General features: G+C 32.7%; 9 protein-coding genes. 4 read left to right on the plus strand and 5 right to left on the minus strand.

All coding sequences use genetic code 11. From position 1 onward, the window contains the following. Positions 1-86 precede the first annotated feature (86 nt). The 3 genes from C6368_RS01950 to C6368_RS01965 form a co-directional block, all read right to left on the minus strand. A complete protein-coding gene (locus C6368_RS01950) occupies positions 87-437 on the minus strand; it encodes a hypothetical protein (RefSeq protein WP_107037498.1) in 351 nt (116 codons plus the stop codon). A gap of 431 nt (positions 438-868) precedes the next feature. Beyond that, positions 869-1,096 (minus strand): hypothetical protein, encoded by a 228-nt coding sequence (locus C6368_RS01960; protein ID WP_107037500.1) that lies wholly within the window; start codon positions 1,094-1,096, stop codon positions 869-871. A 153-nt stretch (positions 1,097-1,249) separates the two neighbouring features. After that, the gene (locus C6368_RS01965) at positions 1,250-2,218 is read right to left on the minus strand and encodes a septum formation inhibitor Maf (protein WP_159038380.1); all 969 of its coding nucleotides are present in this window, start codon (positions 2,216-2,218) and stop codon (positions 1,250-1,252) included. Positions 2,219-2,371: 153 nt separating this feature from the next. Between C6368_RS01965 and C6368_RS01970 the strand changes: the two genes are divergently transcribed. The 4 genes from C6368_RS01970 (at position 2,372) to C6368_RS01985 (ending at position 7,785) form a co-directional block, all read left to right on the plus strand. Continuing rightward, positions 2,372-3,676 carry a methylmalonyl-CoA mutase family protein gene (locus C6368_RS01970; protein WP_107037502.1) on the plus strand — a complete coding sequence of 435 codons (1,305 nt, stop codon included), beginning with the start codon at positions 2,372-2,374 and terminating at the stop codon, positions 3,674-3,676. Continuing rightward, positions 3,673-5,805, plus strand: a complete 2,133-nt coding sequence (scpA, locus tag C6368_RS01975; protein ID WP_107037503.1) for a methylmalonyl-CoA mutase — start codon at positions 3,673-3,675, stop codon at positions 5,803-5,805. Before C6368_RS01970 ends, scpA begins: the two co-directional genes overlap by 4 nt. A gap of 76 nt (positions 5,806-5,881) precedes the next feature. After that, positions 5,882-6,934, plus strand: a complete 1,053-nt coding sequence (locus C6368_RS01980; RefSeq protein WP_107037504.1) for an AI-2E family transporter — start codon at positions 5,882-5,884, stop codon at positions 6,932-6,934. 80 nt (positions 6,935-7,014) lie between these two features. Then, the gene (locus C6368_RS01985; protein ID WP_107037505.1) at positions 7,015-7,785 is read left to right on the plus strand and encodes a hypothetical protein; all 771 of its coding nucleotides are present in this window, start codon (positions 7,015-7,017) and stop codon (positions 7,783-7,785) included. 280 nt (positions 7,786-8,065) lie between these two features. Here the strand turns inward: C6368_RS01985 and C6368_RS01990 are convergent, their stop codons facing one another. Further along, complete coding sequence (locus tag C6368_RS01990) at positions 8,066-9,523, minus strand: acetyl-CoA carboxylase biotin carboxylase subunit (protein WP_107037506.1); 1,458 nt, start codon at positions 9,521-9,523, stop codon at positions 8,066-8,068. Then, entirely contained in the window at positions 9,520-14,145 is a 4,626-nt protein-coding gene (locus C6368_RS01995) for a translocation/assembly module TamB domain-containing protein (protein WP_107037507.1), read from the minus strand. Before C6368_RS01995 ends, C6368_RS01990 begins: the two co-directional genes overlap by 4 nt. Positions 14,146-14,157: the final 12 nt, after the last annotated feature.

Consider the following 14,157-nt stretch of genomic DNA (forward strand, 5'->3'; position numbering starts at 1 on the left):
TGTTTAAGAAGCACTACTTTCAATAAAATAACTATACTCCCTTCGAACCATTTAAAAGCGAATGCCATTATTACATAAACAAAAAACTATTTTACAATTCTGTAAATAGGTCTTTTAATTACAGGTTTAACATTAATAAAAGGGACAATTCTAGTTTCATCCAAATTATTGGTTGTAATCACCACTAATCTACCAGAAATCTTTATCATTTGACCCAAAAGTTTTTGATTCCAATCCTTTAGTTTTCCTACATAATAAATTGAATCTTGCTCTGTTTCGATAATCGCTCCACCTTTTGCATTTTCAGCTTTTCCAATTACCGTAATTCTATTTTTTCGTTCTGTTGTTATTTCAAAATCATTGTATATCACTTTACTGGGTTTACAACCAACAATTAAGAACAAAACTAAAATACAATACATAATAAATTTCAACATTTCATTCTAAAATTAGCCTATTGATTAAAACTACACTTCTTTGTGTATTGAAAAATACGCAAAAAGAAGAGATACAACTATAGTAACAATTGGCACAATTGGGAAGCTGATAAATAGTGATAAACCAATAGAACTATAGAGGTCATTGTCTAAATGATCCGAATCAAAATGTTCCTGTAGCAAAATATAACCAACTGTAAAAAGAATATAACAAAGGTAGCCAATCCAAATCAAGCCTACTACATTCCTATTTTTCCTAATAAGAAGAAAAGGCATACCATAACACATAAGTATTATGAGGATTAGCATGAACAGTACGGAGAAACTCATTTTACAATTTTAATTCAAAAAACAAATTCATCATGAAACCTTTGCCCATAAAAAAAGGCTTTCCAATTACGGAAAACCTTTTTTTAATCCTTGAATGGATATTATTTCTTTTTTGCTGCTTTAGAGTCCTTTTTATTAACCCATTTGTCATTTTTCAACTCACCTAAAACAGTAACATCTTTAATTCTGTTGTAATCTTCGATAGCCATTTGCATTTCTTCTTTAGTATCACGTCTAATTTTAATACCGTTTGCTTTTGAACCTTCGTTTCTTACTTCTATATAAAAACCATCTTTTAGCTTCGCTGGTCTTGTTGGCGGTCTACCCATAATATTTATTTATCTAAATTATTAAAAAAACACCGAGATTTCTCGATTTTACTAAGATAGAGAACTAAAATTGGAATACCAAACTTTAATTGAAAAAGTTTCATTAAAATCAAAATGAAACCTAAAAATTGAAAGAACAATACCGCAGTTCAATCAATTCAACAACTTTAATTCCTTTCTTAAATATGAATCTTCTTTGTTGTTCATCCTCCAATAAGGCATTACTTCCACTCCTTTCATTTCATAAATAGATTTTCGTAACGTCCCGTCAAAAACAGTTGGATAAGTTTCCTCCCATTTCATTATTCTGTTTTGATTATCATTAGAAACATGAATCTTAACAGACCTTTTTATTTCTGGAATAGTGTATTCATAAATAAAACCATTTTCTCCTGAAGAAATAGAACCATTGGCTAAATAACTTTTTACTTCTATATGAGATGACCTTAAATAAGATATACTAGGTAAGATTTCAAATTCACCAATGGGCAATAAATCCTTAGAAATCCGTATAAGGTTTAGCATATTATCTTCAGTTAAAACATAATCTAAATTGAATATTGTATCACCTTCCGATTCAAAATATGATTTTTGATTGAATTCAAATCCATTCCTGTTGTTGACTTGGTAAAATGATTGACCACACCAATCTTGACTTCCCATCGTAATTTTTATAGGATACTTAGCATCGTATTTTTGATAAGGAGTGAAAACAGACGTGAACTGAGAATAGTCATAAACTCCAGTTGAAAACCTATCTATCCTATTCATTTTTAAGACTTTCACGCTATTATCGGAATTAGGGCGATCTGCCTTCACTTGCTTTTCGCTTAAAAATGGTTCAGAAACAAACACTAAAACAGCTTCTCCGGGATGAATATCCTGATACCTCGCCTTTTTAAGTGTGTAAGTTGCAATTTCTGCTTGACCTGAGAAATAACTCATGTCATAATTTTCATCGCTTAAATTTATATCCTCTTTGAATTCTAAATCACCACCAACTTCGCTATTCTTTATATTAGAATCAGCTGTTTCAGGATTGATATGATTCGATTCTATATTTTCAGAATTGCAACTTAACAACAATGTAAATACACTAAATACTAAAATTTTTGCATTCATATCATGAGTTTTAATACTTAAAGCTAAGGAAATCTTAAGAATAAACACTTTAAAGATTTCAATAATTGCTAACTTTTATCATTAATCAATAGTGAGTATCACTCCTAAACCTAAAAAATTTCTATTTTTGATAAAAATACCAAAACGTCAAATATGACCGATTTTTATAACAATTTCTCAACATCTACCGAGGAGGAATGGCTTGAAAAAGTCAAAACTGATTTAAAAGGAAAAAATGTTGAAGATGCACTTCATAGGTTTCATCCAATTGAAGAAATAGACTATGCTTTTTATGGCCTAGCAAATGATAAAAATGATAATCATGGGATTCCAGGGCAATCAGATTTCTCTAGAGGAGGACAAATAAAAAACAACGATTGGATCAACAATGTGTATGTTCCAAATGATTCTCCTAAAAACATGAACGCTTTTGCATTAAAGCAATTGATGAATGGCGCCACAGGATTAACCATTGATTTAGCACAATTTGACACGAATGAATGTGAAATGATTGCAAACCAAATTGGTTTCGAACATATTGTTGCTAATTTTTATTACTCTACGAAAGAGCAACACGATTGGTTGAATACATTATCATCAACTAAAGGTTTAAACGGATCTATCATAAACACTAGTAATGAAGAATTTGTACACATATCCAGCTTACGAAATAATATTGTAAAAGGAATTGATGTTCAATACGCTGGAGGTAATATTCATCAAGAAATTGGTTACGCGTTACACAAAGGCCATGAACTTTTATTTGAATTAATGGATAGTGGATTATCAGTAGATGATGCAGCTGCTCAAATTAAGTTTAAATTAGGTTTAGGAAGTAATTTCTTCTTTGAAGTGAATAAATTCAAAGCCTTTCGTGCTTTGTGGTATTCTATTGTAAAATCTTACAACCCTGAACACAGTTGCTCTACAATTCCTTATGTTGAAGCAGAGACTGGATTTTTAAACAAATCTCTAAAAGACCCTCACAACAATTTATTACGACAAACAACTGAAGCTCTTTCTGCGGTTTTGGGAGGTATAGATGAACTCACTATTCGTCCATACAATACTTGGTCGACAGATGAAAATATTGAAAGAGAACAACGTTTAGCTTTAAACATTGCACTTTTATTGAAAGAAGAATCGTATTTGGATAAAGTAATAGATCCTGCTGGAGGAGCTTATATTTTAGATCAATTAATGAGTTCCATTAAAGATAAAGCTTGGAAAACATTTCAAAAGTTAGAAAGTGAAGGATTAGAATTCTTAAAGTCAGACATTCAAAGAATAGCAAAATTAAGAATTCAAAATACTGAAAACAAAAACGATACACACATCGGTATAAACAAATACTTTAATGACAATCCAAGTAAATCTTCTTGGAAAATTGTTGTAGAAACACCATTTGGGGCACCGATTATATTAGAAAAGGAAAGTAAAATTGAAGTTGGATTATGAAGAAAATAGATTTTAGTAATGTTTCTCCATTGGAGGCCAAAGCATCTGAAACTCATGAAGCAGTTAAAACTCATGACACAGCGGAAAAGATTGATTTGAAATCATTTTATCAATTCAAGGACATTTCTGCATTAAAACAACGACACTTTGTATCTGGAATCCCTCCTTATCTAAGAGGTCCGTACACTACAATGTACACTGCACGCCCGTGGACAATTCGTCAATATGCAGGATTTTCAACAGCTGAAGAATCGAATGCTTTTTATAGACGAAATCTAAAAGCAGGTCAAAAAGGACTTTCAGTTGCCTTTGATTTAGCGACACATAGAGGTTATGATTCTGATCACGAACGTGTTGAAGGTGATGTCGGAAAAGCAGGTGTAGCTATAGATTCTATCATGGATATGAAACTTTTGTTTGATGAAATTCCATTGGATAAAATGTCAGTTTCAATGACTATGAACGGTGCGGTAATTCCAATAATGGCTTTCTACATTGTCGCTGCAGAAGAACAAGGTGTAGATAAAAGCCTACTCTCAGGAACAATACAAAACGATATTCTGAAGGAATTCATGGTTAGAAATACGTACATCTATCCTCCACTTCCTTCAATGAAGATAATATCGGATATTTTTGAATATACATCTCAAAACATGCCAAAATTCAACTCGATTTCAATTTCGGGTTATCACATGCAGGAAGCCGGAGCGACAGCATCTATTGAGCTTGCCTATACCCTAGCAGATGGTTTAGAGTATTTGCGAGCTGGAATAAATGCCAGCCTAAAAATAGATGAATTCGCACCTCGCTTGAGTTTCTTTTGGGGAATTGGTATGAATCAATTCATGGAGATTGCAAAAATGCGGGCTGGAAGATTGCTGTGGTCAAAAATTGTAAAACAATTCAATCCTAAAAGTGATAAATCATTAGCCTTGAGAACCCATTGTCAAACTTCTGGTTGGAGTTTAACGGAACAAGATCCTTTCAATAATGTTGGAAGAACTTGTATTGAAGCAATGGCAGCTGTTTTTGGAGGAACACAATCTTTACATACAAACGCTTTAGACGAAGCAATTGCGTTACCAACAGATTTCTCTGCAAGAATAGCCAGAAATACACAAATTTATCTTCAAACTGAAACAGGAATTACCGACTTTATTGATCCTTGGGGAGGAAGTTATTATGTTGAGAAATTAACAGACGAACTCGTTGAAAAAGCTTGGGAATTAATTGAAGAAGTTGAAGGACTAGGCGGAATGGCAAAAGCCATTGAAACAGGTGTTCCAAAAATGAGAATTGAAGAAGCTGCGGCTCGAAAACAAGCACGTTTAGATTCAGGAAAAGATGTTTTAGTTGGTGTCAACAAGTACCAACTTGACAAGGAAGAGGAAATGGATATTTTAGAGGTAGACAATACGAAAGTTCGTTTATCCCAAATTGAAAGACTCAACGAACTGCGTAAAAACAGAGACGATGAGAAAGTTCAAGCGACTTTGAGGAATTTAGAAAAAATTGCCGAGTCAGGAAAGGGTAATATTCTAGAAGCTGCTGTTGATTGTGCTCGAGAGAGAGCTAGTTTAGGTGAAATATCTTCTTCATTAGAAAAGTCTTTTGGAAGATATCAAGCTACAATTCGTTCAATTAGTGGTGTTTATTCAAGTGAGTCTATGAAAGATAATGATTTCAATACAGCTAAAGAAAAGGCAGAAGAATTTTCCAAGCTCGAAGGAAGAAGGCCTAGAATTATGGTTGCAAAAATGGGTCAGGATGGCCATGATCGAGGAGCTAAAGTAATTTCTACTTCATTTGCAGACATTGGTTTTGATGTAGATATAGGTCCATTATTCCAAACACCTCAAGAAGCGGCCAAACAAGCAGTAGAGAATGACGTTCACGTTTTAGGAGTTTCATCCTTAGCAGCTGGTCATAAGACACTTGTGCCATTGGTGATTGCAGAATTAGAACGTTTGGGAAGAGGAGATATCATGGTTGTTGCAGGAGGTGTAATTCCTCAACAGGATTACGATTACTTGTACAATGCTGGTGTTTTCGGTGTGTTTGGGCCAGGAACAAAAATTTCTTCCTCTGCTATTAAAATTTTAAATTTATTAATAGAAAGTGCTAAGTAATTTATTTAGATATTTACATATTCAATTTCATGGGGAATTGAATCACCAATAACTAGATTAATTTTATAACTTTCTTATGACTAAAAAATTTAATGTAGATAGAGTAGCAAAAAGTCTTTTTATCGTAACGTTTATCGTGCTTGCACTTTATTTTTTCACGAATGTATTAATGCCAATTATTTTTTCTGGTATTGCCTCATTAATTTTATTGCCAATTGTTAAGTTTTTCGACAGAATCGGTATTAACAAATCTGTATCCGTTCTGTTAACAGTGCTAGTAATGCTTATTTTAACTTCTGGAATTATTTTCATTCTTGTTTTTCAAAGTCAGTCTATTGTAGTAGAATTGCCAAAATTAATGAATGAAAATGAGAATTTTTTAAAGATTGATCCTGACGACTTTTCAGCATCAAAAATTAGCGATATGATTTCCATTAAGACTGAATCTTTACAAGAATATCTATCTGCTATTAAAGGAGGTTTAATTTCGATGTTAGAAGGAGGATACAAAGGGTTATCTAATATGTTAATGTTCCTGGTTACATGCCCAGTATATATATTTTTCATGTTATTATATAGAAATAATGTTTACAGATTTATTAAGGAGTATCAGCGAAAAAGTAGCGGAAATAAAGACAGTGATGAAGTAATTGATGATGTTAAACACAATTTATATCAATATATCAAAGGAATGTTGATTGTAATGCTTGTTGTTGGTACATTAACCTATATAGGCCTCCTTTTCTTAGGAATTAAATACGCATTATTCTTAGGTATTTTGACAGCATTACTTACTCCTCTACCCTATATTGGTGTAATCATCAGTGCTTCAATTCCAATAATCATTGCGGTTTTAACCAAAGATTCTGCATGGTATATATTTGGTGTGGTTGCAGTATTTGCATTTGTACAATTTTTAGAAGGAAATGTAATTACTCCAAAAATAATGGGGAACAATGTAAATATAAATCCACTTATGATTATCTTAAGTTTAGTAGTCTTTGGAGCAATTTCTGGATTAGTTGGTATGATTCTAACTGTTCCAATCCTAGCTGTCATTAAAGTTATTGTGGACCATTCTCCTAACTTAACTCAATGGCAATATTTAATGGAAGATAAAAAAACATAATAATATGTCTCACTCTTTCACTATGTCTATAAAAATATGTATTATTAGACACTTAGGGAAATGTGTTAAATAGGATAATTATGAATTTAGGCACAGTTCTTGAATTTAGATCATTAAAATATAAAATGGATATGAGAAAATTGATTACAGTATTTGCAACGTTATTTCTAACATTAAGTGTTTTTTCACAAGAAACTTATGAGGATCTACTTATTGTTAAAGCTGATGCAGATTGGGAAAAACTAATAAAACAAGCCGAAAAATACACAGTTAAAGGCTCAACGAGTAAAGATGCTGAACCGTATTACTACATGGCTTATGGTTTGTATAAAATCTCATTTGAAGCAGAAAGAGATGATCAATATAAAAATGCTTACAAAGATGCCTTCACCTCTATCGGTAAAATGTTACGTTATGACAAATCAGGAGATATCCAAAGTAAATACAGTGAATTCATTGATGAAATGAAACTTTCATTACTTGAAATCATTCAAAATGAAGTTGGCAATGAAGAATACCGTCGGGCTTTCGGATGGTCTATGCGATTATATAAATTCGGTAGAGACTATATACCAGCATTGTATTTAGAAGGAGCATTGAGAAGTAGAAACAATGACCTTACGACTGCAAGAATTAAATGGGCTGAAGCTGATAAGTTAGTTCAAGAAGCGAATATCAAATCTTGGTCTGAAGCTGACAAGAAATTAATGATGTTGGCCTTATATCAATCAGCAAAAGCTCTAGTAGATGTTAGACAAGTAGACGCTGCTAAAGAAATAATGGATATTGGGGCTCCATATTTTGAAGACGACAAAAGATGGCAAGAAAATTATGATGAGATTGTAAACTAAGGTTTACCCATAAAATTTAATAATCCCGTAGCGAAAGTTACGGGATTTTTTATTTAATTGCAGTTTCTAATGGAAACTATACAAAATAAGTAAAACTAGAAATTTACGCCTAACAATACACAAGTATTTCTCTTAGTGATAATAAAACGCTTATGGAATTCATCAAATTAGTTAAAAGCCTATGCTGAATGAACCAAGAATTGAATTACACTAGCTCAATTTATTACAAAAAAAAGCTCACTCCTAGGAGCAAGCCTTAATAAAAAATATTAGAAAATAATTACAACTGTTCAGATGTAACTTCTTCGTTTTTTCTTTCTATCACATCCTTCCAAATTGTGTCGAGTGAAGCTTCTAAAGCTCTCTTCTCTTCTTCTTGGGCTGTATTCATAATAGAAGGCTCAGAGAAATAATGTTTTACAAAGTTAGTATCAAATTCACCACTTCTAAAAGCAGGGTGTTTCATCACATATTTCCCAAAATCAAGCGTTGTTCTTAATCCTGAAATTTCGTATCCATCTATAGCTTCAATCATTCTATCAATAGACTCTTCTCTATTTTCTCCCCAAGTAACAAGTTTTGCAATCATTGGATCATAATAAATTGGAATCTCCATCCCTTCTTCGAATGCATCATCAATTCTAATATAGTCAGCGACTGGTTTTTTATATCGTCTTAATGTACCAATGTCTGGCATGAAATTACTCAATGCATCTTCAGCATAAACGCGCACTTCCATTGCATGACCTTTCAATTTTACATCTTCTTGTTTGATTGGTAAAACTTCATTGTTGGCCACACGAATTTGCATTTCAACTAAATCTAATCCCGTAATTTCTTCTGTAACTGGATGCTCAACTTGCAAACGTGTATTCATTTCTAAGAAATAGAATTTTAGGTCTCCATCCAATAAGAATTCGACAGTTCCAGCACCAGAATAATCACAAGCTTTGGCAACTGCACATGCAGCTTCACCCATTTCTTTTCTTAATTCTGGAGTTAAAACAGCACTTGGTGCTTCCTCTATTACTTTTTGGTGACGACGTTGAATAGAACATTCACGTTCATGTAAATGAATTACATTCCCATGATTATCAGCGAAAATTTGAATTTCGATATGACGCGGTTTTGTTACAAATTTCTCAACAAACACAGCATCGTTTCCAAAAGATGAACGCGCTTCAGATTGTGCAAGTCCCATTTGTTCTTCCATGTCTTCCGCTTTTTCCACCAAACGCATTCCTTTACCTCCACCACCGGCAGAAGCTTTAATCAGCACAGGGAAACCGATTTCAATTGCTATTTCTTTCGCTTCAGCAAAATCAACAACCGCTTTATCGATTCCAGGAACTAAAGGAACATCATAAGCTTTTACAGCTTGTTTTGCACTTAATTTATCTCCCATCAGCTGCATTGCTTCAGCAGAAGGACCAATTAAAATAATACCTTCTTTTTTCAATCGTTGTGCAAAATCTGCATTTTCCGATAAAAAACCATAACCAGGGTGAATTCCATCAACTTTCAGATCTTTCGCAACCTGAATAATTTTATCTTGTACCAGATAACTTTCAGCAGATGGTGCTGGACCAATAAGCACTGCTTCATCAGCCTCATGGACAAAAGGAGCATTTTTATCTGCTTCTGAATAGACAGCTACAGATTTGATGTTCATTTTTTTTAAAGTACGGATTACCCTTCTGGCAATTTCTCCTCGATTTGCAATTAATACCTTCTTCATTCGTCGTTTTTTATTGCTTTTTCTTGTATATATTCTTTTGGGATAGGAACTCGTTTGTCTTTACTATCCTTTAAATCTACCCAGTCTTCCCTTTTTCTAAAAATATTCGCAAAAAACTGGAATAACTTAAAGTCCTCTAAAGTATGAAAATCTTCTTTATAACTAACCCCTACACCCTGAGTAAATTGTCCTCTTCCTTCATTTTGAAGAACAGTATGGTTATTTGACTCGTTGAAAACGTTCATTCTGAATGTTCCTGGTTCATTTAATAAATATTCAACTTTCACGTCACCTATTAAAGTATTTTGACTAGAATAATTTGTGTTTCCACTTGACGTAGAAGACATTGTACCCACTCCAAATGAACCTGAAATCAATAGTCTATCATCTAAAAACCCTTTAGACACACCAAATTCACCAGAAAACTGGCCAGAATATTCATCATTTTCTAAATTCACATTCATTATATAATCTTCAGAAATTTTCCCCAACAGAGCGTTAATTTGAGTAGCAGCTAGATCCAAGAACGCTCCACCACCTCCACCTGTTCCACTACCAGAACCCGAAAGTTGCATAAAAGATTTTGAAATCAAAATAGAAAAGAACTGTTTGTTCAGCTCATCCGGATCACTTCGAATTCTATTGATTACGGCCTTTCCTGATTCCGTTGCCCTAGGAGCTTCAAGGTCAAATGAGATTTCAGGACTCATCATACTCCCCTTTAAAGTTAAATAAGAATAAATTTCTTCATTATTAGAGGATGAATTTTCCACAACATTAGGCATAACAACGGATAAATTTGCTGTTGTTTTATAATAGGCATTAATGTCTAAGATGGCTTCAAATGGGTCTCCAGCCCATTGAACAGAACCTCCAGGTTGTATGTTGAAATTTTGCTTATAAGGGCCCAACGCAAAATTGTAAACCCCACTTGCCACAGTATAAGTACCATCCATGGCCAAATCATTAAATTGATCAACGCTTAGACTTATCTTACCATTACCGCGCGCTGAAATCTCATCTCCAATTTTTTCATCAAAGATTAATTTAGCTTCTGCATCTTCTGTAACATCAAAATTCAGTTGTAAATTAACTCCTGTTAAATCAACTTTTTTCTCGTTCTCTTCTTCATTTCCTTCTTTTTTGAATGAGATAAATCCATCTTCTTCAATTGTAGTTGGACCATACATGGGAAGTACAAATTTGGTTCCCCTGCGTGTTTTGGCATTTACAATTATAGATAAATCATCTAAGGTTCCAGAAATATTAGCAATTCCTGTTACGTAGGCATCTCCATAATAAGCGCTATTTATATCATATTTAGTATTCATAATTTTAAAACGATCTACGGGAAGTGCCCTAGAACGATCATTTGGCATACGGAGAGTTGGATGCTCTTCTAAATTCACGATAATTTCAAAAAGAAAATCTTTAAAGTTATTATGGAATAAAGATCCGGTGACAAAACCTGTGTTTCCTTCAACATCCTTAATGGGCATAAGGTCAATATAGAAACCATCTTTTACCGATTCTATTTCACCATTAAAAAACATGTCAGAACCTAAGATTGCCAAGTTTACCATTCCGTCATGGAAATCAATTGTACCGAGTAGTTGAGGCTCTTGGAATGTACCAGTCAATTTCAATTTTCCTTTTAATTTTCCTTGTAAATTACTTATGACATCTGGGTCCATAAATTCATTTACCGCACTAATATCTGTTGACTTAAATATCATGTCAAAATCTAGACGACCAATATTCTCATCTTCTTTCAATAGGTAATTTCCGTCAAAAGCGAATGTTTGTTCATTGCGATAGAAAATATCTCCGAACATTTTAATTTTATCTTCATCCGCCTGATAATTGGCACCAAAACTCACATTTCCAACCTCGGTATCATTGATGAAGAACTCTTCAACAATGGCTTCTCCAAAGAATTGAAGATTTGTAAGCGGTGTGGTAATGTACCCAGCTAGGTTAGCAATTCCGGACAAACTAATATCTGGTCCTAGAATATTTCCAAATTCATCTAAATTTAAGTCCATTATATCAACATATAATTTGTCATAAATAGAACTTGAAAGGTTTCCCTGAGCCGAAATATATTGATTTTCGTGTTCTAATTTTAATCCTTCAACCACAAAACAGCTATCAGCATAACTAATTGTGGCCATTTTCTTTAAATTCCATAAATGTTCATTGACATTGATATATGAAGGTAAAATATCAATGATAAAGCCACCTTCCTCTCTTAAATTTGTTAACCATTCTACATTAGACCTTGAGTCGGTTGGATCTTCAAAAAGTAATTGCGAATCAATTTCTCCATCTGCAGCTAAACCAGTAAAGTGAATGTCTTTAAAAGCCAAAGAATCATTGATTGTTATCGTGTCGATATCAATTAATGCCAAAAGTTCTTGGTTAGATACTTCCTGTAGTGCTCTAATATTTTTTATTCTAATCGAGTCATAAGAAATATAATCTGCATTAATATTTAATCCAAGGTTATTATCTTTTCCATTATAATAGCCGTCAATCTCTGCCAAATCTGCAATTTGAACAGCTGGATAGAAAATATCCAATAAGTCGTTCAATTTCTTAATTTGAATATCATAATCGAAATAAGTTAATTCATCAACAACTTCGGTATCCGAATCAAGACTAAATAGAGGAATAATTTGAGCGATTTGATAACTAATATTTTCAACCACATTAGAATAATCTACTTTTCCATAGAGCTCGGCATCAACTAAATCAGACTTTATAGAAATTGAATCTTTATTTGCTGATCTATCCATGAATGCATAGAAATTTGTTGTAGAAAAAGACTCCTCTCCCTCTTGGTAGAATAAGGTATCAATTAATAAATTTCCTTTAAAATCATCAAAATCTTTTCCTGAGATATCAAACTGAACATTAGTATTTAACTCACCTCTTTTAGCAAAAACTGGATTAATTTCTTCAAGCATTGCACACTCTAAATTAACTTGAGCCTTAATATCTAAAGTTTTACCTAGGCTAGCAAATCCTTTGAATGTCAAATCAAAATTCTCATCCCTTACATAAATATTTCCTTTAACTTCATTCTGCGATACTCCATATTTAGTAATCATATTATATGATAAGCGGTCTAAAGTGATATAGTCATAAGGATATCCAAAAAGTGTGGTTTCATTTAAAACTCCAGATAAATCAGTCGCTGAAAAGTCACCGTTTTTAATCACAGCAGACTTCATTCCAATATATCCATTTAAATTACCATAATCATTGCTTTTCAATAATAGATTCAAATCAAAATCTTTAATTATTATTTGATCTTCAATACCATTTTTAGGAATAATCCGCATGGTTACAAAGTTAGTATCTGATATAATTCTGAATTGATCCTTGAAGGTTAAAGAACCAACATTGGTAAATAGTTCATCCATACTAATATAAATATCAGTAATCGAACCTTGAGCAGTTATATTCGTTCCACTAATAGAGTTCAAACCATTTAAGGATTCAGGCCATTTTATGTGGTCCATTGAGGCGCTTTCCGGTAACTTAAAACTTTCTAGATCATAAATATTTAAAGCTATAAGTCCGATGTGTTGATTTATTTCAGCGTTAGAAATATTCATAAAATCAGGCAAAGAAAAATCTCCTTTTAATTTTGACCCAGTACCATATTGAAGATAAATTCCATCCATTTCCAATTGTGAAACAGAATTTTTAGTTGAACCAGTTAATAGGACCACATCATCCATACCTTTCAATTGTGGAGCAAAATATGAAACGTCTTTAAGTGAAACATAAGAGGTGTCGAAAAAACTTTCCATTTGCACCAAATCCACAAATTCAGCAAATTCTGACAAATCATTCGCTTTTAAAAGAAAACTATCGACTGCTAAATTTGAATTATTTGTATGAATAATAGTTTCTCTTAAATCTAATCCGTTAGTATTGAAAAGTGCATCAGCTGATAATCGTTGAATTTCAAATCCACTTTTTTCAATCAGAGATAAGGAATTGATTTTAGCGCTATAGCTTTCAGGAGTTATTACTACATTTTCTGCTTGTAAGTTTATTTTTCTACCGTTAATATTGTTAAAATCTACACCATAAGGAAGTAATTCGGCATTCTCATTTTCCATTGAAAAATGAGAATTTACAATATTGACTTTATAAGCATTAATATTAAAATCAGGAGATTCAGATGCTGTAGTGTCAGACTTAAAAGCATCCAAAACAAATTGTAAATTAAAATCTTCTTCACCTTCATAGGTCTTTAAAGCGAATCGGGCATCCTTCACTCCTACTTCATCAAGATGAAAATCCAATAACATTGCTCCTGCAAGATTAAAGTTTACAAAAAATTCATCTACATAAATTAAAGTATCATTGTGTTGATCTTCCACATACAATTTATCGAAATAAAGTCTATCCAAAAAGGTGATATCCACTTTACCAATTGAAACTTTTGTGTCTAGTTTTTCTGAGAGATATTTTGCTCCTTTATGGGCTAAATACGTTTGAAAATTTGAGGTTCTGATTAGAAATGCAAAAACTATGATTAAGATTAGTGAAATCTCAATCAACATAAGGGTGAAATTCCCTAGTATTTTCAGTAATTTTGCCATCAGTAACTAACA

The organism is Brumimicrobium mesophilum (assembly GCF_003025005.1).
Lineage (GTDB): Bacteria > Bacteroidota > Bacteroidia > Flavobacteriales_D > Crocinitomicaceae > Brumimicrobium > Brumimicrobium mesophilum.

Excerpts from the sequence above, each read along its gene's own strand:
- C6368_RS01950 (WP_107037498.1), bottom strand. The coding sequence starts at position 437 with ATGTTGAAATTTATTATGTATTGTATTTTAGTTTTGTTCTTAATTGTT.
- C6368_RS01970 (WP_107037502.1), top strand. The coding sequence starts at position 2,372 with ATGACCGATTTTTATAACAATTTCTCAACATCTACCGAGGAGGAATGG.
- C6368_RS01980 (WP_107037504.1), top strand. The coding sequence starts at position 5,882 with ATGACTAAAAAATTTAATGTAGATAGAGTAGCAAAAAGTCTTTTTATC.
- C6368_RS01990 (WP_107037506.1), bottom strand. The coding sequence starts at position 9,523 with ATGAAGAAGGTATTAATTGCAAATCGAGGAGAAATTGCCAGAAGGGTA.
- C6368_RS01965 (WP_159038380.1), bottom strand. The coding sequence starts at position 2,218 with ATGAATGCAAAAATTTTAGTATTTAGTGTATTTACATTGTTGTTAAGT.
- C6368_RS01960 (WP_107037500.1), bottom strand. The coding sequence starts at position 1,096 with ATGGGTAGACCGCCAACAAGACCAGCGAAGCTAAAAGATGGTTTTTAT.
- C6368_RS01985 (WP_107037505.1), top strand. The coding sequence starts at position 7,015 with ATGAATTTAGGCACAGTTCTTGAATTTAGATCATTAAAATATAAAATG.
- scpA (WP_107037503.1), top strand. The coding sequence starts at position 3,673 with ATGAAGAAAATAGATTTTAGTAATGTTTCTCCATTGGAGGCCAAAGCA.
- C6368_RS01995 (WP_107037507.1), bottom strand. The coding sequence starts at position 14,145 with ATGGCAAAATTACTGAAAATACTAGGGAATTTCACCCTTATGTTGATT.